General features: G+C 60.5%; 19 protein-coding genes. 7 read left to right on the plus strand and 12 right to left on the minus strand.

Annotation, left to right across the window (positions count from 1 at the left end; genetic code table 11):
* Positions 1-70: 70 nt before the first annotated feature.
* On the plus strand, positions 71-1,021 hold the full coding sequence (locus V8J82_RS23345) for a glycosyltransferase family 2 protein (protein WP_339979462.1): 951 nt from the start codon (positions 71-73) through the stop codon (positions 1,019-1,021).
* 19 nt (positions 1,022-1,040) lie between these two features.
* Here V8J82_RS23345 and V8J82_RS23350 read toward each other — a convergent pair whose 3' ends face one another.
* Positions 1,041-1,895 carry a sulfotransferase gene (locus tag V8J82_RS23350; RefSeq protein ID WP_339979465.1) on the minus strand — a complete coding sequence of 285 codons (855 nt, stop codon included), beginning with the start codon at positions 1,893-1,895 and terminating at the stop codon, positions 1,041-1,043.
* Between the two features lie 164 nt (positions 1,896-2,059).
* On the opposite strand from V8J82_RS23350, the gene V8J82_RS23355 reads away from it, so the two are divergent.
* Both V8J82_RS23355 and V8J82_RS23360 read left to right on the plus strand, forming a co-directional pair.
* On the plus strand, positions 2,060-3,352 hold the full coding sequence (locus tag V8J82_RS23355) for a hypothetical protein (RefSeq protein WP_339979468.1): 1,293 nt from the start codon (positions 2,060-2,062) through the stop codon (positions 3,350-3,352).
* 9 nt (positions 3,353-3,361) lie between these two features.
* Positions 3,362-4,225 (plus strand): glycosyltransferase family 2 protein, encoded by an 864-nt coding sequence (locus tag V8J82_RS23360; protein WP_339979470.1) that lies wholly within the window; start codon positions 3,362-3,364, stop codon positions 4,223-4,225.
* A 38-nt stretch (positions 4,226-4,263) separates the two neighbouring features.
* Here the strand turns inward: V8J82_RS23360 and galE are convergent, their stop codons facing one another.
* From galE to V8J82_RS23400, 8 genes are all read right to left on the minus strand, one after another.
* Positions 4,264-5,250 (minus strand): UDP-glucose 4-epimerase GalE, encoded by a 987-nt coding sequence (gene galE / locus V8J82_RS23365; protein WP_339979473.1) that lies wholly within the window; start codon positions 5,248-5,250, stop codon positions 4,264-4,266.
* Positions 5,247-5,822 (minus strand): D-glycero-alpha-D-manno-heptose-1,7-bisphosphate 7-phosphatase, encoded by a 576-nt coding sequence (locus tag V8J82_RS23370; RefSeq protein WP_339979475.1) that lies wholly within the window; start codon positions 5,820-5,822, stop codon positions 5,247-5,249. The genes galE and V8J82_RS23370 overlap by 4 nt, the downstream gene beginning before the upstream one ends.
* Positions 5,819-6,538, minus strand: coding sequence for a nucleotidyltransferase family protein (locus tag V8J82_RS23375; protein WP_339979478.1), 720 nt, complete (start codon positions 6,536-6,538; stop codon positions 5,819-5,821). The genes V8J82_RS23370 and V8J82_RS23375 overlap by 4 nt, the downstream gene beginning before the upstream one ends.
* Positions 6,535-7,659 carry an NAD-dependent epimerase/dehydratase family protein gene (locus V8J82_RS23380; RefSeq protein ID WP_339979480.1) on the minus strand — a complete coding sequence of 375 codons (1,125 nt, stop codon included), beginning with the start codon at positions 7,657-7,659 and terminating at the stop codon, positions 6,535-6,537. The genes V8J82_RS23375 and V8J82_RS23380 overlap by 4 nt, the downstream gene beginning before the upstream one ends.
* A 38-nt stretch (positions 7,660-7,697) precedes the next feature.
* Entirely contained in the window at positions 7,698-7,988 is a 291-nt protein-coding gene (locus tag V8J82_RS23385; protein ID WP_339979482.1) for a CcdB family protein, read from the minus strand.
* Positions 7,976-8,230: a type II toxin-antitoxin system CcdA family antitoxin gene (locus tag V8J82_RS23390; RefSeq protein WP_339979484.1), complete on the minus strand. Its 255-nt coding sequence runs from the start codon at positions 8,228-8,230 to the stop codon at positions 7,976-7,978. The genes V8J82_RS23385 and V8J82_RS23390 overlap by 13 nt, the downstream gene beginning before the upstream one ends.
* A gap of 76 nt (positions 8,231-8,306) precedes the next feature.
* Entirely contained in the window at positions 8,307-9,290 is a 984-nt protein-coding gene (locus V8J82_RS23395) for a GHMP family kinase ATP-binding protein (RefSeq protein WP_339979486.1), read from the minus strand.
* Positions 9,287-10,504: a glycosyltransferase family 4 protein gene (locus tag V8J82_RS23400; protein ID WP_339979488.1), complete on the minus strand. Its 1,218-nt coding sequence runs from the start codon at positions 10,502-10,504 to the stop codon at positions 9,287-9,289. The genes V8J82_RS23395 and V8J82_RS23400 overlap by 4 nt, the downstream gene beginning before the upstream one ends.
* A 236-nt stretch (positions 10,505-10,740) precedes the next feature.
* Here V8J82_RS23400 and V8J82_RS23405 point away from each other — a divergent pair, with 236 nt between their 5' ends.
* On the plus strand, positions 10,741-11,319 hold the full coding sequence (locus tag V8J82_RS23405) for an SIS domain-containing protein (protein ID WP_339979490.1): 579 nt from the start codon (positions 10,741-10,743) through the stop codon (positions 11,317-11,319).
* A gap of 36 nt (positions 11,320-11,355) precedes the next feature.
* Here the strand turns inward: V8J82_RS23405 and V8J82_RS23410 are convergent, their stop codons facing one another.
* The 3 genes from V8J82_RS23410 to V8J82_RS23420 are packed head-to-tail and all read right to left on the minus strand — an operon-like array spanning position 11,356 to position 15,556.
* Positions 11,356-13,491 (minus strand): hypothetical protein, encoded by a 2,136-nt coding sequence (locus tag V8J82_RS23410; protein ID WP_339979492.1) that lies wholly within the window; start codon positions 13,489-13,491, stop codon positions 11,356-11,358.
* Between the two features lie 2 nt (positions 13,492-13,493).
* Positions 13,494-15,299 carry a hypothetical protein gene (locus V8J82_RS23415; RefSeq protein WP_339979494.1) on the minus strand — a complete coding sequence of 602 codons (1,806 nt, stop codon included), beginning with the start codon at positions 15,297-15,299 and terminating at the stop codon, positions 13,494-13,496.
* Entirely contained in the window at positions 15,299-15,556 is a 258-nt protein-coding gene (locus V8J82_RS23420) for a spike base protein, RCAP_Rcc01079 family (RefSeq protein WP_339979497.1), read from the minus strand. The genes V8J82_RS23415 and V8J82_RS23420 overlap by 1 nt, the downstream gene beginning before the upstream one ends.
* A 310-nt stretch (positions 15,557-15,866) precedes the next feature.
* Between V8J82_RS23420 and V8J82_RS23425 the strand changes: the two genes are divergently transcribed.
* Genes V8J82_RS23425 through V8J82_RS23435 form a run of 3 tightly spaced genes read left to right on the plus strand, consistent with a single transcriptional unit; the run spans position 15,867 to position 19,274 of the window.
* On the plus strand, positions 15,867-16,670 hold the full coding sequence (locus V8J82_RS23425; RefSeq protein ID WP_339979500.1) for a WecB/TagA/CpsF family glycosyltransferase: 804 nt from the start codon (positions 15,867-15,869) through the stop codon (positions 16,668-16,670).
* 31 nt (positions 16,671-16,701) lie between these two features.
* Positions 16,702-18,315: an O-antigen ligase family protein gene (locus tag V8J82_RS23430; RefSeq protein ID WP_339979503.1), complete on the plus strand. Its 1,614-nt coding sequence runs from the start codon at positions 16,702-16,704 to the stop codon at positions 18,313-18,315.
* Entirely contained in the window at positions 18,312-19,274 is a 963-nt protein-coding gene (locus V8J82_RS23435; RefSeq protein WP_339979505.1) for a glycosyltransferase family 2 protein, read from the plus strand. The genes V8J82_RS23430 and V8J82_RS23435 overlap by 4 nt, the downstream gene beginning before the upstream one ends.
* The last annotated feature ends 1 nt before the right edge of the window (position 19,275 follow it).

Here is a 19,275-nt window from a genome sequence, read left to right on the forward strand (position 1 = left end):
CCCCGCCCCCCTGACGTGGCGGAATGTTCTTCGCTATAGGGTGGGGGCCTTTATTCAGAGATCTGTGTCCATGTCCGATCCCCGCGCCTATGTGCTGATTTCGCCCTGCCGGAACGAGGCCGATTATATGCGCCGCACGCTCGACAGCGTTGTGGCACAGACCGTCCCGCCCGCCCTGTGGGTGATCGTCGACGATGGCTCCAGCGATGCAACGCCCCAGATCCTGGCAGATTATGCCGCGCGCCACGACTGGATCCGTGTCGTGCCCAAGCCCGATCGTGGCCACCGCGCCGTAGGACCCGGCGTGATCGAGGCGTTTTACGCCGGGTTAGAGACGGTTTCATTGGAAGATTTCGCCTATCTCTGCAAACTTGATTTGGATCTGGATCTCCCTCCGCGATATTTCGAAACGCTTATCGAACGGATGCAGACCAATCCCCGTATCGGCACCTGTTCAGGCAAACCCTATGTGCGGCGCGGCGATCAATTGGTGTCGGAACGGCGCGGTGATGAAATGTCGGTGGGGATGACCAAATTCTTCCGGCGCGCATGTTTCGAACAGATCGGGGGGTTCGTGCGCGAAGTGATGTGGGATGCCATCGATTGCCACAAGGCCCGTCAGATGGGGTGGATTGCCGTCAGTTGGGACCACGACGATCTGAATTTCGAGCATTTGCGGCCGATGGGGTCGTCACAGGTTTCGATCTATGAAGGCCGCCGACGCCATGGCCGTGGCCAGTATTTCATGGGATCGGACCCGCTTTTTTATGCAGCGACCTGTGCCTTCCGCATGGCTGAACCGCCCTATGTGTTGGGCGGATTGGCGATGTTGCAGGGCTATCTGGGGGCTTGGTTGGGCGGAGCCCGGCAACTCGATGATCGCGACCTTGTGGCCTTTATCCGCGCCTATCAGCGCCGCGCATTGCGGGTGGGCAAAGCCCGAGCCGTGGCCGAGATCGATGCCCGGGCCGCCCAGGCCTTATCGGCCCAAGCCGAGCCGCATCTTGAAAAACGGCTCTGACAAGCGGATCAGCCTCTGATTATGCGCATGTGTCGGGCACCAGATGCGCCAGAGGGCTTTGGCGCACATGCGCGGCCAGTTCATCGAGATTTTCGACCGTCTGGAGCCCATCTTTGCCCCCCGTTCGCTTCATCTTCGCCTCTACCGGCGCTGAGGGCAGCCCCAGATGGGCACAGACCCGGTTGATCGTGGCCTGGTGCTGCGCGGCGTTCTTCAGATCGTCGTCATAATGCAGCGGCAGATGATCGACATGGTTCATCACCTCACGCTCGTAATCCAAGATGTCCTCGTTCCATTGCAGCAGGGCCAGGAAATAATCGGGATCAATCCGCAGCCCGCCCAGGCCAGCATTGGATTTGCTGAAATACACCCCGCTGCGCTGCGCCTTGGCCAGGGACAGGGTCTGATCCCAGGTGCTCCGTGTCAGGTGCAGCACCGTGTAATCCAACGCCCCGAGTCGGTCGAAAAATGCCAGGGGGCGGCGGATCCGCTGCACTTCGGTCAAGTGATATGAGATCAGCTTGACGCCATAGGCCCGCACATCCGGTTCGGTTCGGCGCGGCAGGCGGGCCAAGAATCCCAGGGGCGAGACAAGGAAATAATGCAGCAATTCCCCATCGCAGCGCAGCCCCGGCACCTGATCCAACAGCCGCACCAACAAGGTGGTCCCAGACCGGGGGCGGCCGTAGATGACAAAGGGCTTGGGTTTGTTTTGGGGGGCGATCAGTGATTTCAGCAAAACGCGGGCTTCCATCTTGACGCCGCGGGCCTTCAGCCGGTCGGGATGAATGCGCCGCGGCCCGTCCAGGCGGGGCTCAGATCCGATTGCCGGATGCCGTTGCAGCCTGTCATCGATCTGCTCGCGCGATTGCATGGGATATCTCCGTGGATCCAGCCGGTTCGGCGCTGTCCTAGCCGATTCGGTCCCGCCCCGCAGCCGCATGCGCCAAGTCTATTCTGCTTTATCCCGATTATCGGATGACGGCAGTGGTCTGGCAGCGATATAGAGACGCAAGGTATTCGCGTTGCGGAGGCAACATGCTGTCTTGGATTCAGACCAACAGGCTCCTGGTTGCGGCCATCGGGATGGCAATGCTCGCATCGATTGGGGCCATGGCGTTCCTGCTGCTTCTGCGCATTCCCGATCATCCCTACCAATTGGGGGCCGCCATCGGGCTGTTCATCGAAGCCATCCTTGAAACCGGCAGCTATGAGGTGGTGCGCGATGACCGGTCCTGGGTGGCCAGCAAGATGCCGGTCCTGCCGCTGCTCTATGCGGCGCTGTGGCAGATCACCGGATCGATCACAGCCATGACGATTTTGAAGAACGTGATCTTCGTGGGCCTGCTTTTGATGTTTCTGCTGCGCTATGGGCGTGTGATGGGGGCTGATCGGCGGGTTCTGGCGCTGAGCGTGGCGGTGATGTTCTGCATTCCGGTCAATGCGTTTGTGATGATGGGCCTGTCCTATGAGGAAGCGATCCTATTCGCCCTGGTGCCCATCGCGATCGGCTTGACGATCATCGCCCGGCGCCCGGCAGATATGTGGATCTTGGCGTTGCTGGTGGCGGCCATGTACCTGACCAAAAGCTCGGTTTTGGTCTTCTGCGCCTGGCTGGCTGTGCTGGCCTTGTTGAACCTGCCCAAGGCCGATTTGGGGATCAGCCGCGCCGCACCCGCCGTGGCGCTTTTGGCGGCGATGCTGGCCTGGGGCGGCTTTACTTATGTGCAGACCGGCCATTTCGCTTTCGGCAGTGGCGCCAGTTCCAATAACGGCATGAACCTGTTCAAGGGCAACAATCCGCAGGTCGCCGATATCTATCCCTGGGGGCATCTGGATATCCTAAACCCCGAATTGCGTGATGGTGCGCCTGATTTCACCGATGAATGGGAAGAGAATGCCTGGTTCGCCGACCGGGCCACGGCCTATATGCGTGAAAACCCCGATGAAGTGCTGCAAAACGGTCTGCTGAAGCTCCGGGTTTTGTTCATCCATGTGGCCGATTTCGATTTCAACCGGAACCGCCTGGTGAAGATCTTGGTCCATGATGTGGGGATGGTGGTCAATCGCATCGTGCAATGGGTTGCGCTGATCGCCGCCGCGGCATGGCTGCTGCGCCGGGGCGATGGTCAGGGATGGCGTGATCCGCGCCGTTATGCGGGCCTTGTCTTTCTGGGGGCCTTCGCGGCCTATGCGCTGCCATATCTTGTCGGCTTCCTTTACATCCGCCATGTGGTGCCGCTGTTTATCAGTGCGTTTTTGATCGTGATGTTGTTGCCTTGGCCATTTCGCGCCCGGACCGGCCTTCCGCAGTCAAACGCGGCTCAATAAAGTAGGATTATGACCATTCAAACCGACCCGAACATGCCGGTTCGTGCCGATATTGGCCCCGGCGATCTTAGCTTTGCAATTCCTACCAATGGGCGTCCGCAAAGCCTGGGCAATGGCATCGCGTCGATCCGGCAGCATGTTGGCCCTAAGCCACGGATCCTTGTTCTCAACAGCACCCCGAAAGAGACCGACGCCGCCATCCACGACCAATATATCCGTTTGGCCGAGGCCGATCCCAACCTGCTCCATATCCGATTGGATCATAATGTCGGCCCCAGCGAGGCGCGCCAGCGCATGGCGGAAGCCTGCGAGACGGATTTCATCCTGTTTATGGATGACGATCACGAGATTACCGCGGGTGCGTTTGAGGTGCTTGGCGCGGCGTTGATCCGCCATGACCTTGATATCGTGGCGGGCCGCTGGATCGAGGAGGACAGCGAACGCGCCCTGGGCTTCGTTTATAAAGACGGGTTTGACCATGATGGCACCCGGTGGATCGAGAAATTCCCGATCCGGTACCACGGAGATTTGGCGGGGCGGGTGATCCGGATGGATGATGTGCTGGCCACGATGCTGTGCCGCCGTACCGTGTTTGACCGGGTGCGCTTCGATGCGGAGTTCGACTTTTTCTTCGAATTGTTTGATTTCTTCATGTCTTGCGCTGCGGCGGATCTGCGGGTGGCGGCGGCCTCTGACGCGGTGTTCTTGCACAAGCCCACGCGGTACCGATCAGTATCGATGCGCCAGACCCAGGATCAACAGGCCGATGCCGCCCGGTTCCGCGACAAATGGGGGGCGGCGCCGAAGATCCACGGATTGCATCTGCCGCCGCCGAGCTTTGTACAACGGATCAAGCGGAAGCTACGGCGCTAGCGCGGCTCCCAACAGGCGCAACCCGAGGTCTTGAAGGGTCAGGCGTCGCCGTAACCTTGGGGATGACGTTGGTGCCAATCCCAGGCGGTCGCGATGGTCTTTTCGATGTCGGTATAGGCGGGCTCCCATCCCAGCTGGGTCTTCAGCTTGGTGGGATCGGCCACCAGGCGCGGCGGGTCGCCGGGGCGGCGTTCGGTCAGCTCCTGCGGGATGGCATAGCCCACAACCTTTTCACAGGCGCTGATGATCTCCTTCACCGATTGCCCGATGCCGGTGCCGATATTGAAGACCTCTGCCGTGTCGGGGGTGGTCGCCTCGATGGCTAGACGGTGGGCTTGGGCCAGATCGGCAGTATGAATGTAATCGCGGATACAGGTGCCATCGGGCGTGGGGTAATCCTCGCCAAAGACCATGATCTTGTCGCGCTGGCCCAGGGCGGTTTGCAGCACCAGCGGGATTAGATGATTTTCAGGCTTATGGTCTTCACCATGGGCGCCCCCTTCATCGGCGCCTGCAGCATTGAAATAGCGCAACAGCGTAAAGCCCAGCCCATAGGCATGGGCGAAATCGCGGATCATCCATTCCACGGCCAGCTTGGTGCGGGCATAGGGCGAAAACGGTTCCTGCGGCGTGGTCTCGGACATGGTGGGGCTGTCGGTCATGCCATAGGTGGCACAGGTCGAGGAAAACAGCATCCGGTCGACATCTGCCGCGCGCATCGCATTCAGCAGGCTGCGGGTCCCGGCGATGTTGTTGCCGTAATGGAAATCGGGGTTTTCGACCGACTCGCCCACATAAGTGGCCGCGGCGAAATGCATGACGGCATCGGCGCCGAAGTCTTTCAAAGTCTGGGTCAGCGTGTCGGTATCGGCAATGTCGCCCTGCACCAGCTTATGGGATCCGACGGCCGCGGCATGGCCCATGGTCAGATTATCATAGGCGACCACCTCGTGGCCCTGGGCGGCCATATGGCGCAAACAGGCGCTGCCGACATAGCCTGCGCCGCCGGTGATTAGGATCTTCATGGGATATCTCCGCTTCGGCCCGTCTGGGCAAGAATGATGGGAAGGGTCTCTGACAGGCTCGGAACTGCATAATCGATACTCTCATCGGGCATGGTGACCTTCGTCCCATAGCCGGTTTCGACCAAAATTGTGGCAGCCACGCCCGCATTCCGACCGGCCAGCATATCGCTGATCGTATCGCCGACCATCACCGAGCGGGTCAGATCAAGCCTATGCTCCTCGGCAGCGCGCGTGAGCATGCCGGGCCCGGGCTTGCGGTCGGGATGTTCGATCACTCTGGGGTCTTTCACTGTCGGCGCTAAGGGGCAGTGATAAATCTCATCGATCCGGGCGTCATGGGCAGCCAGCTGGCGCGCCATTTCTGCGTGGATTTCCGCCAAACCCGCCTCAGTCAGCTTGCCGCGCCCGATCACCGATTGGTTGGTCACGATGATTACCGGCACGCCGGCCCGGTTCAGCTGTGCAATCGCTTCACCTGCGCCGGGGATCAGGGCCACCTTGTCCGGCTCAGCCAGGTGATGGACAAGCTCGATGATCGTGCCGTCCCGGTCCAGAAAGGCGGCACCGCTCATGAAACGTCTCTAAACAGCCGTTTCGCGTCAATCTCGGCTTGGGCGAGGCTCTCATGGGTGCCGATATCGCGGTGATAGCCGGGATGGGGATAGCCCACCATCCGCCCGACAAAGGCGGGGATGATGTCAAAGCCGAAATCGAAGCCCTCCATATCAGCCACCTCGCGCCAGGCCTCGGCATCCAACACATAGATCCCGGCATTGGCCAGATCACTTTCCGGCTGGTCGGGCTTTTCGACGAAGGCGGTCACACGCCCGTCGCCATCCAACGTCGCGATCCCGCATTTTTCAGGGTAGGGGGTGTGGAAGAGCGCCATTGTCATCGGGTGGTCATGGCCGCGATGTAGCGCCACCAAAGCGGCCAGGTCGATATCGCTCAGATTGTCGGCATAGATCACCACCACCTGGTCGGCATCATCGGCCCAGTCGCGATTGGCCGTGACCGTTCCGGCGGATCCCAGAAGCTCAGGTTCCCAGGCTTCGGTCAACTGCAGGCCGCCGCGGGCATTTACCGCGTCGATATAGGCCCGCACTTGATCGGCATGGTGGTGGGTGTTCAGCATCACCTGGGTGATCCCTGCGGCCTCAAGCGCGTCGATCCAATAATCCAGCATCGGTTTGCCCGCCACGGGGATCAGGCATTTCGGCGTGGTTTCGGTCAGGGGACGCAGCCGGGTGCCCAGGCCACCGGCCAATAGGATCGCTTTGACGCTCATGGTTGGCTGACCTCGCGCACGACGCCCAATTGCGCCATCAGTTTATCGGATTGTTCCAGGATATCGGCAGCGGGGGCGGCGCCTTCCATCCAATCGCGGTAGGCGCGCACGCTGTCTTCGGTGCTGCGGGTCGGCTTCCATCCCAGGGCCTTCAGCTTGGAGACATCCGACAGGATATGCCGCGTGTCGCCGTAGCGGTATTTGCCCGACGCATTGGGAGTATAGTCGTTGCGCCCGAAGACACCCGCCACGACCTGCGCAAATTCACCGACCGTCACGGCGCGGTCGCCGCCCACATTGAACATCTCGTAATTGGCGCGATCATCGTCCAGCACCGCCAGATTGGCATCGACCACATCGAGGTAATTGACGAAATCGCGCACCTGTCCGCCATCCTCGTAGATCACCGGATCGCGCCCTAGATGGAAGCTGAGCGAAAAGATCCGGCAAGCACCCGAATAGGCATTATAGAGACTTTGCCGCGGCCCCTGGACGATGGAATAGCGCATCGCGACGCTGGGGATGTCATACATCCGGCCCAGATTCAGCGCGGCATTCTCTTGGGCAATTTTCGAGGTGCCGTAGCAATTTTGCGGATTGGCGATATTTTCGCCCGAAGGCTGATAGCGCAGTGGTCCAGTCTGGCCTGGGCCGGCCTGGATCTCCCACAGGCCCTGGCGCAGTTGGTCATCGGGGCGCAGCCCCGGCAACACCGCCTGCCCATTGGCATCGTGGTAGAGACCTTCACCAAGGGCGGCCTGGCTGGAGGCCACGATCACCTTCCGAATGGGCAGGTTTTCCCGCAGGATCAATTCGTAGATCAGCGCGGTCGAGGCCACATTTACTGAGAAAAATTTTGAAAATTCAGGCAGATAGTCCTGAAAGGCCGCAAGGTGATAAACCGCGTCCACGCCCCTGAGTGCCTGCAATAGCACCGTTTCGTCCCGCACATCGCCCCGGATTTTCTCGATCTCGGGCGACAGATAGGCGGGCCATTCGCCATTGCGGTGGACCGGCGGTTCCAAACTGTCGAGCACCCGCACCGCATAGCCGCGCGCCAAAAGCGCATCGGCCGTATGGGACCCGATAAAGCCCGCGCCGCCAGTGATCAGGATTTTCATATGGATGCCCCTTTCCGCTGCACCGGCCTGTCCTGCCTTTAGACGCCCGCCATCAAAATATCGACCGCCCGCGTGATCAGATCGCCCTGATCTTTCAGCGTGCCGGTTCTACGCAGGCGGGCGCGCTGCACCGCTGCAATGAGGCGGGTTGCCAGGATCAGCGGCTGGCCGTCATAGGTCAGTTCCGGATTCAGATGCTGCACGGCGGGATAATCCCGCAGCAGCGGGATCACTACCACCGCAGGATCGGGTGGCAGAAGGTCACTTTCCACGATGACCATGGACACCCCGTTATATTCCGCCACGTCAAAGCGGGTCAGCGTGTCCACGTGGCCCCCCCGGGGGATGTCATGATATCCGCGAGCGGGTGGCCGTTTTGGGTGTGCCAATCCGATTGTGCCCTGAACGCATCGGCGTTGTCTTCAAGCCATTGCGCATGTCTGGCCTCTGCCACGGCCCGGGACAGCGCCGCATCGGCCACCGACGAGATGTTGATGCCAAGCGCCTTGGCATCGTCCAGCGCCCCGGCATCGAGCGACAGAGACGTTTTACGTTTGATCCTGGGGCCCATGGGATGCTCCAAATCTATACCGTATATTTATACCGCCAAACAGGAAGCGCAATTGCGAAAGCTGTTCCTTCCGCCATCAGAACGCATAGCGGTCTGAGATGAAGATCACGCGGCTGCCGCGCCGATCCACGCGAAATTCCAGCTCTTTGGGGTGGCCGACGGCGGCGCGGATGGCGGCATGTTTGTGTGGCGGCGCCATGACCATCAAAAAGCCCCCGCCGCCTGCGCCCAGAAGCTTGCCGCCGATAGCCCCGTTGGCGCGGGCGGCCTGATACCATTCATCCACGCCCTGATTGGTGATGCCAAAGCCCAAACTGCGCTTTAGCTCCCAACCCTGATGCAGGAGCGTGCCGAATTCATGCAGATCGCCCTTGCCCATGGTGATGCGCATCTCACTGGCCAGATCACGCATCTGCCGCAGCACGGTCATCTTATCCGCCGAGCCGTCGGATTGCTTTTGCAGGATCGCGTCGGCATCGCGCTGCTGGTCGGTATAGAGCAGCAGAATATGCTCCTCCAGCGCCTTGACGAAGCCCGCATCCACCGGGACGGGCTCCACATCCACAGAGTGATCGGGATTGAAGCGCATGTAGTTCACGCCCCCAAACGCGGCGGCATATTGGTCCTGGCGACCAATGGGTTTGCCTAAGATGTCGATCTCGATCTCGCAGGATTTCTCCCCCAGAAGACCGGGGCTCGTGACATTGCCCTTGTAGGCATAGAGTGCGTTCAGCACCCCCACGGCGAGGCTTGACGACGATCCCAGCCCCGTGCCCGAGGGCACATCACCCACGGTGGTGATTTCCAGATGTTCGCCCAGGCCGGTCATCCGCAGCGCCTCGCGCACGATGGTGTGCTCGATATTGTCGATGCCATCGGCGATCTCGACCTTCGTGTAGGCGACCCGCGTGGTCTTGTCGAAACGGGGAGAGACGGTGACATACATGTGCCGCATCAGCCCCACCGACAGCACCGCGCCGTATTCATGTTCGTAGAAAGCCGGAAGGTCGGTGCCGCCGCCGGCAAAGCTGACGCGGTAAGGCGTTTGGGTGATAATCACGTTGCGTCCAATCTCTTGCGATATTGATCAATCAGGGCGTCCAGGCAGGTGTCCAGGTCGAACCTGTCGATAAGATGGCGACGCCCGGCCTCGGCCAAGGTTTTTGCCAGGGCCTCATCCCCGGCCATCCGGTGCAGCGCCTCGGCCAAGGCTTCGGCGTCCTCGGGGGGCACCAAAAGGCCGGTTTCCCCATCGCGGATCAGGTCGGGGATGCCCACCAGCCGGGTCGACACGGCGGGCAGGCCGCAGGCCATCGCCTCCATCAACATCTGCGGGAGTCCATCGACATCATTATCCTCGGCCCAGATACAGGGCAGAGTGTAGATATCGCCGCTGCGCATAAAGGTCGGGATATCCTCCTGTTTCAGGGCCTCGCCGGTCAGAGTGATGTGGCCCTCCAGATCAGCGGCCCTGATCTGTGCACGCAGGGCGGCTTCATCGGGGCCGGACCCTGCGATGGTGCAGCGGAAATTCAGCCCGCGTTCGCGCAGGATCCCGCAGGCTTCGATCAGCACCGGAAAGCCCTTTTTGGCCACCAGACGCCCGGAGGACAGGATATGCACCGGTTCCCCTTCGGCATGGCTGCGCAGGACCGGGCTGAAATGCGTGGTATCGATGCCGCAATAGGCGATGTGCAATTGATCGGGCCGGGCGCCGTTATCCAGATAGAACTGGCGGTGAAATTCCGAGATGCAGATGATGAACTCGGCCCGGGCGATCTTGCTGCGCAGGGCGACCCGTTCGCGGAACAGATCGGCGGCATGGCCGGTAAAGCTGAACGACCGGTTCAGCAGCCAGGCGCCATACATCGCCACACTGCCCGCCGCGTGGATCCATTGCGAATGGATATGCCGCACATCCTGATCGCGCAGGCCCGCCGCCCAATGGCAGGCAACGCCCAGATGCCACAGGGCCACGGCGCGATTGCGCAGGTTTTCCCGCGGGCCCACCAGGGCCTCGCCCAAAGCCGCGAAAAACGGCGCGCCAAACCGGCCAGGGGCGGCGATGAACGCGGCCAGTACGGCGGCCTTGCTGACGGGGTAGATATAGCGGCTGTCCTGTTCCAGGGCCGCGATATCATCGGAGGAGAAATAGGTCTGGCCCGGGCGGTTGAGCGCATGCAGCATCACAGGGATGCCTGCCTTGCGCACGATCCTCAGCTCATTTCCGACCCAGGCGTCGCCCACGCCTTTTGGTGTCATGTAATGGATCATAGCCAGCGGTAGCCAATCTCGTATCGCGCGACCTTTACTAGGCCGATTATAGGCTGGCAATAACCGAGGCGCCGCCACAGAGGCAAGGCACCGGCTAAAACGCAGTTAAACCGGCAGCATCCCCATATTGCCGGGCCAGGGAAGTGGGGGTTTTCCACCCCAGCGTTTCGTTGACAAACGCCTAGGCCCAAGGCACATCGGACCATAACCGGGGGCCATTACAAAAAAGGTGCGCCATGGCGTCTGATGATCTCGATCACTTTGTAGCGGATTACTACCGGCGCTTCGCCGAGGCACTTTTGGCCTTCGACAAAGGCCCGATGCGCGATGTGTTGGCGGTGTTCGACCGCGTCACCGAAGCTGGCGGCACGGTGTTTGTAGCGGGCAATGGTGGATCGGCGGCCATTGCCGATCACACGGTCTGCGATTGTTCCAAAGGCACCCATGTCGATGGCCATCCGCCATTTCGGACCATCTCGCTGGCGTCAAACGTGGCAATGTTAACCGCCCTGGGCAATGACATCTCGTATGACGCGGTTTTCTCTGAGCAACTTAAGTATTACTTAACTGACAAGGACGCCCTGCTGGTCGTCAGCTCGTCGGGGAATTCACCCAATGTGGTCAATGCCTGCGCCTATGCCAACGAAAAGGGTGTGCCGACGATTGCCTTTGTGGGTTTCAAAGGCGGCAAGCTGAAAGAGATCGCCCAGACAGTGGTGCATGTCGATGTCGAGAATTACGGCATCGTGGAAGATGCCCATCAAAGCCTGATCCACTGCCTGACGCAGTATATGAAGGCCCGAAAAACAGGCTGATCGCACAGCTTTCCGGGCCCTTGGACGTGGCTGTGATCAGCTGGGTTCGATCGCCCCGGTCGTGGGTTGGGCGGGTCGCTCGCGGCCAAACACATCCGTTCGCGACAACGGGCCCGTCGGGGCGGTGCGCTCAGCAGGCCGCAAGATCGGCAGATCCCCGAGGCTTGCAGCAAACCCAGTATATTCCACGTGGTTGCGCTCGGCCAATGGATCACGTGTCCCGAGCGTATCCCAACGCGGATTTCGGATCAGAGGAACGAAATCCCCCACTTTGTCCATTGGGCCGATGCCAGGCTCAGGGGAGGCTCGATTTGGCGCATAGATGTAGTTGTCGCGGTTCTCGGCAAACCCCGCAAATTCCTCTCCCAAACTGATCCCGATATATTCGGCCTCGTTCGAGGTCGTCTTGAGATCGATCAAGACGTTGCCGATGATCCGCACCGGTTCGGTATAATTTTCATCGTTCTCGTTGGGCCGGATCACACCGGCGCCGATCCCGATAAAATCATTGCCGCGCGTGCTTTGGGTCGGCAGTTGATTGCCCTTGTTCCAATGCGGCACATCGGGGGCGATCCAGATATTTTCCTGGATCGTGGTGCCGCCATTTTGCGAGAAAATCCCGCCGCGATTGGTCCAGGCCCCCAAAAGCACATTATGCATGAACCGGCCATTGGCAGGTAACGGATAGCCCGCAGACCCAGCTGTGGCATAGGAAATGGCCGATCCGCCGCCACCTTCGATCAAGTTGCCGTAGACATAGGTCTTGGCGGGCAGATCGCCGGGCGCGTCGGGGCTGGGATTGGGCGCGGGATTGGTGTTTAGACGCAGCGCCGGTTGCGTGACCGATCCCCAATCGCTGAAGGACAGAAATTCCGAGGCTTGAATGCTGGTGTAATTGCTCTGTTCGCACCGGATACAGGTATGGGCATTGTGGGATCGATCTTTGTTGTGCCCCCCGAATGCCGCCCCGAGCGTGCGGCTGATTTTCGAGCCGCGCACGCTGAATAGCGCTTGATCTGTACTACCGGCTGCCGAGACGAAGATCCCGTAATTACGAAATCCACGCACCTCGGAATTGATAAACGCCATCGAGACCTGACCCTTGGTGGCCGTCCGCGACGGGGTGAAGGTGACGCAATTGTTGGCGATGCCGGTGGCCAGGCAATCGTGGATCAACATGTGCATGGCACTGTTAAGGCCAAATGGCGCAGACCCGGTTGTGCCACGTTCGTTGACATCGTCCCAACCGCCGCGGGTTTCCAGGCCGGTAAAGGTGAAAAAGCCCCCCCGATCCGCCTCGGCGATATCGGAATTGTGCCCAAATAGGATATCGCTTTCCAAAACCGGTCGCGGGCCGCTGCCATAGGTGCCGATATAGTGGCTGGTGGCGGTCATGCGCAGGCCGTTTTGACCGTCGAAACTGGCGGTGGTGCCCCGTTTGATCAACACAGCATAGGGTCCGCCGGGCCGATTGGTGGCATCCACGGCCTGATAGAGCGTATTGGCGGGCAGATCATTCCCCGTCCGGGCGCCGGCGGCGATTTCAGGCCCCAGATCCGAATAATCGCCAGTCGGATCAAAATAGACGCGTTGGCGGGGGGGGAAAGCCTCGTCGAATGACCGGATCGGCCCAAGCGGAGCGGGATTGCCGTTGGCCAGCGTAATGGTTTTCCGCGCCACGATCTCGATGTCTTGGGTCTCGGTGGTGCTGTCGAACGTGGTGCGGTAGGCGGTACAGGTTATCGTCTTGTCGCCAGGCGTGTCATAGGCATGGGCCACGGTCGGCCCATGGGCGAAATTCTTTGACATCAGGTAATCGGGCACTCGCAACGGAGTGTCCCAGGTGCCGCTATCGCCTAGGCTCCAGACAAATTCCAATTCGTGGAATTGTTGATCATAGATGCCATAGGTGGCCGTGCCCACATCGCCACTTACCCGGCTGGGCAAACCTGTGGAACTGCTGACTTGGGCTTCGAACCAGACCAATTCCGGGGCAGCCGCATTCGGGGCCCGCGTCACGCCGATCGTCATTTGCCCGATATCGGGCCCGTCGACCGCCACGGCCTGTTGCCAAGCCGAAATGGTCAGGGGTCCGCGGCTAATCGGTCCGCTTGAGACGCCAACGGTGACTTCAGATCCGCCTTCAAAGCCAAAGAAACGAACATTTCGCATGATTACAGTTCTCCGCAGGCAAAGTTGCTGAATTGAGCGCCACCGGTATTTTGAAAATACCCGCGAATACCTGGCTTGCCAGTGGTAATTGTCTGGATCGTCGCCGTCATGACGGGCGATCCGTTCAAATATGCCGTAGCCGTTGTGCCCACCACGTCCAGACGCAAGACATCGCCGGGGACCAATGTGTGGGGCACACGCTGGCCGGATTGTCCCGTTTCGACGAGCAAAAGCTCATTGTCGCGTTCGATGTAGATGAATTGAATGCGATCCGTTGAGACTTGGCGCACCGACACACCGAAATTGGCTTGCACGGGTGTGCCAAATATCCCGGCAAAGGTCGCTTGGGCATATTGATCATCCGAGATCGCACCCGCATAGACAACGCCTTGTGCGCCAGTTCCAAGATTGCCGAGCCGCGCCTGACCGGCCCCCTCGGCAGTGAAGTAGGACCCGCCTTGCTGTTCCTCATATTGCCAATCATCCGAGACGGCCGCGATGCTGTCATTGGTGGCATAGGCCGTGAAATCGTCTTCGAAGACAGGCGGCTCAAAGCCCCCGGGCACCGAAACACCCGGCGATGCCACGCTGCGGGCACCAGTTGTGGGCTGGCCCACGGTTTCGACCACATTCAGGTCGGTGCCCAGATCGGCCGATGTCAACGTGTAGCTGTTGCCGGTGGCATTTGCGATATCGGCCCCGTCCCGCTGCCAGCGGGTCTCGACCGCGTCAATCGGCAGTTCAGCATCGTAGATCCACAGGCCACGCGTCATGGTCACTGTTTCACCTTCGGTCGGGCTGCCATCATCGACAATGATCGGCGGCACCAGATTGACCGGCCCAGTGGCCAGGTCATCGGCATTAAACATATAGGTGCCCGCATACAGGGTTGGGGCTACGATGGTCACTTCGACCAGACCCGTGGCAAAGTTGAACACCACTTCCCCGTCGCCGGTGGGGCTCAATTCCAGGGCGTCTTGGACAATACCGCTGCGGATCTCGGTCCAATCCGATTGCGCGCCGCTCCCTTCGGCGACAGTCACCCGCATTTCATAGGCAAAGGGTTGGCTGCCAGTTGTGTTAGGGATCGTCAGGGATGGTGCCGATTGCGGCCCGCCCACGATGCTGCCCCCGACCCGCAGCCGGTATGCACGCTCCGTCACCGTTGCCGGCGCATCATCGTAGCGCCACGTATCGGACGTGTCGGCCACCAGGGCCGTCGCCTCGATCGGATCGCCAGAGACGAGGGGGGCCTGCACAAGGGTTGGCGGCCCCGCCGGTGGGGCGATTTCAGCCACTGTAACAGGCGCACTGGGGGCAGTGCGGCTTGGCCTGCCAGTCTGCGTGGCGATTTCCACCAGCCGTACCTGATCACCCGCTTCGGCATTGGTCAGATTATAGGTTTGATCCCCGGCCCCGGCGATATCGGCGAAATTGCCATCCCCCGCAGCGTCGGCCTGCCAAGCGGTTTGCACATTCGGCACATCAAAGGTCAAATCATACAGCCAAAGACCTGGCTCCGCCGTTAGGGTTTCGCCCGCCGCCGGAGTGCCATCATCGACAAGGCGGGGTTCTAACAGCGCCACGGGCCCCTGGCTTAGTAGTGGCCGCGATGTGGTATAGACTCCCGCGAAGATGGCCGGTGCGGTGACCGTGACGGTGACGTTGCCCCCATCGATTGCGACATCTCCGCTAATCCCGCCGGAGAGCGTCGAAAAGAGCTCGAAACTTGGCGGGGGCGGGGGCACGAAGATGGGAGCCCCGACGACGCCCCCGGCCAAACCGCAAGAGATGGAGATCCCGCTCATCAGGCCAATCCCACAATCCCGGTCGCCGTGGTGCCGGTTGCCAGGATTTGGGTCACCCGCAACGGGAAGGGAATCCCGGCGGCTACGAAGATACGGCCGGTATCGCCACTGGCCATAACAACCTGTAGATGACCCGGCGCTTCGACCGTAATGGCCCGGGTCACGAAACCCAATGTGGATGTGTCACTGGGCACCACTTGTTCAAGGCGCGTGGCCGGGCTTTGAAGGCTTTGGGTATGTGTCTCAAAGGGATCCATCGTCATCAACCTTTCGCAGGTGCGATCGGCCACCACTGCTCTGGCTGACCCAAGGACAATCCGACCCCGTTTCAGTCAATAACCGCCTGTTTAGGATCCATCACCTAGAACAGAGTGCCGATATGAATTTTCTCGGATTGCGCTGTGATGGGAAACTGCGCGGTCTGCAGCAGCATGCCTGTTCACAGAAAAAACATTTATCGCTTTTTCCCTAATAAACTCTTAATAGACCGGCGATATGTCAAAATAGCGTTGAGGAAAGAGCTTGTTCCCTGCCGTGACGCGGCCGGAAGGAGCCCCAAGAGGCATGATGATCTGGAGCCCAGAGACAGACGATCCCCATAGATCCCATGGGCTGCCGCCGGTGCAGGTCACCGTCCCCACGCGCGAGGATCTGTTGCAGGATCTGGGTGCACGGCTAGAGAGGGGACAGGGCTTTTCCATCGCCACGTTAAACCTTGATCATGTCGTCAAGCTGCGGCGCGATCCGGCCTTTCGCCGAGCCTATAGCAGCCATAGCCATGTGACTGCCGATGGCCGTCCGGTCGTCTGGCTGACGCGCCTGTCGGGTGGTGACGCGCGACTGATCACCGGGTCGGATCTGATCGCCCCCCTTGCGGCTCTCTGCGCCAAGACCAACACACCCGTTGCGATGGTCGGCGCCACCGCGCAGGTACTCAAAACCTCCGCCCAGAGACTTGAGGCACAATATCCCGGCCTGCGGGTATTGGCGCAGGTCGCCCCTCCGATGGGGTTCATCCCCGACAGCGCAGATGCAGATGCTGTGATCGATGAGGTTGCCGCCAGCGGGGCACGCGTCTGCTTTCTGGCCCTGGGCGCGCCGAAACAAGAGATTTTTGCCGCCCATGCCGCTGCCCGTCTGCCAAATATGGGCTTTGTATCGATTGGCGCGGGCTTGGACTTTATTGCTGGCACCCAAGTGAGGGCGCCGCGGATAATGCGCGCGCTCGCGATGGAATGGGTGTGGCGGCTGACAACCAATCCAAAGCGGTTGGCGGCGCGGTATACGGCTTGTCTTGCGATCCTGCCACGGCTTTTGATGCGCGCGTTATCGGAGCGGTGGGCTCGGCAGGCCAAAAAGGATCCGGCATGAAACAGATGCGGGCCGGATCGGAGGCCATGCGATGATCAATGCCGCTCTGTTTGGCTGGCCAGTCGTGGCCGCGGTCCTGGCGATGCGTCTCTATTGGCCCCATGCGCTTCTGGCGATCTTGGTCGGGGGATATCTTCTGTTGCCCGAGCAAGGCGGGATCAACTTGCCGCTCATTCCAACCTTCGATAAGGCCTCCATTCCGAGTATCATCGCTGTCATTCTGGCTCTGCTTTTGCGGCCAGGACAACAAACCAACCCATATTCGGGACCGCAAGAGAACGAGACACCCTCTGCACAACCGGGCTGGTTGCCGCGATCGCTTATCGTGCAGGGCCTTCTGGCGGTGTTTATCTTGGGCACCCTTGCAACGGCCATGACCAATGGCGATCGGATCACCTTTGCCGCGACCGATTATTTCCGCCCGGGTTTAACGCTCTATGACGGGTTCTCAATGGCGCTTGCGGCGCTGCCGATGATCTTGCCGCTGCTTTTAGGCCGGAAATTCTTTGCCCATCCCGACACCCATATCACTTTGCTCTGGGGTCTGGTGATTATGGGCCTGGCCTATTCCTTGCCCACCCTGTTCGAGATCCGCATGTCCCCAAGGTTGAACCTATGGGTCTACGGATTTTTCCCCCACGACTGGCAGCAGCATATCCGCTCGGGCGGGTTCCGGCCGGTGGTGTTTTTACGGCACGGGCTGCTTTTGGCGATCTTTATGGCCATGGTCGCCGTGGCGGTCTTTGGCCTGTCGCGGGTGGATAAAAAACGGCGCGGATTGCTGATCCTGGCGGGGCTTTGGATCATGGGCACGCTGGTGCTGTCCAATTCGCTGACCGGGCTTTTGGTGGCGGCGCTCCTGGTGCCGATTGTGCTGATTTTGGGCGCGCGCGGGCAATTGATGGTGGCCGCCGTCATTGCAGGGATCGTCTTGCTCTATCCAATGCTGCGCAATGCCGATCTGATTCCGACGGACCGCATCGTCTCGGTCGCTGAGCAGATCGATCCCTCCCGCGCGCTGTCTCTGAATTTCCGCTTTGAAAATGAAGAATTGATCCTGGCCCACGCGCATGATCGACCGGTATTCGGCTGGGGATCGTTTGGCCGCAATCGTCTCTATGACGATCTGGGCCGTGGCATTGACACCGTGGATGGCGCATGGGTGGTGGCCTTCACCAGCGGCGGGTGGGTGCGGTACCTGACGCAGTTCGGCTTGATGGCCCTGCCGTTGATCGTCTTTGCGATCCGGCGCCGCCGATTTGAGGTGACCATGGCCACCTCGGTTCTGTCGCTGATGTTGGCGGCCAATATGATTGATCTGATCCCCAATGCGGGCCTATCGCCAGTGACCTGGCTGATAGCAGGAGCTCTTTTGGGGCGCTTGGAATTGGGGCAGGTGCGGGTAGAGGACCCCACCGCGGCCCAGGCTGCCTCCACGCCCCGCACCCAACCCGCCTACGCCCTTGCTCGGGATCGCAGCCCAGAGACTGACCTGGATGCAAGCGCTGCCATGGCCGGAACGGAGGATCTTGATCTCGACCCGGATACCGTTGACTCGGCGCTGGCGCCTTATACCCGACAGCGCAAACGGCACATACGGGAGCGCCCCCGCGCGGCCCCAAAGCGCAAAAGGTCTCTCTCATGAATCGTGTCCTTGCCATCTCGATCATCAATTACCGCACGGCGGATCTGACCATAGGCTGCGTTCAATCAGTGCTGGACGATCTGGGCAATCTGGATGCGGAAATCATTGTGGTCGACAATCTTTCAGAAGATGGATCGGCCGATCAGATCGCCGCCTGGATCGACACATTGCCCTCGGGTAGCCCGGTAAGATTGCTGCGCTCGACCAGCAATTCGGGCTTTTCGGGAGGGCATAACCAGGGCATGGCCAGCGCTCACGCCGATTATTACCTGATCCTGAATTCCGATGCGGTGGTGCGGCAAGGCTTCCTGGCCCGGATCTTGGATGCGGCGCGGCGCCACCCCGATGCCGGCTTCATCGCACCACGCCTGGAACACGAGGATGGGGTGACCCAGATCAGCTGTTTCCGCTTTCCCAACCCGCTCAGCGAGCTGATCCGTGGGGCCAATAGCGGACCCGTCACGCGGATGCTGCAGGCCTATGATGTACCCCTTGGCCCCGATCTGGACGAAGATGCCATAGGATGGGCGAGTTTCGCCTGCATCCTGGTCAACGGGGCCATGATGCGTGACATCGGCCCGATGGATGAGGGCTACTTTCTCTATTTCGAAGATGCCGAATATTGCCTGCGTGCCCGCCGGGCGGGATGGCGGATCCGGCGCTGCCCCCAGGCGGTGGCGGTGCATTTCCGCGGCGGCTCGGGCCCGGTGAAATCCATCGCCAAGGCCCGTGGCCGATTGCCCGCCTATTACTACAGTTCGCGGACGCGGTTTTTCTATCAGGCCTATGGGCGAGTTGGGCTCTGGCTGGCCAATATGCTGTGGTCGGCAGGGCGGGGGCTGGCATTGCTGCGTCGTGTCTTCGGGCGGCCATCGGACAATGCACGCGCCTTTGAGGGGCGCGATATCTGGACCAATATCCTCAAACCCCTCGGGCCGCGCCGCGCCCCCGGAGAATGAT

This window comes from Gymnodinialimonas mytili (genome assembly GCF_037544085.1).
GTDB lineage: Bacteria > Pseudomonadota > Alphaproteobacteria > Rhodobacterales > Rhodobacteraceae > Gymnodinialimonas > Gymnodinialimonas mytili.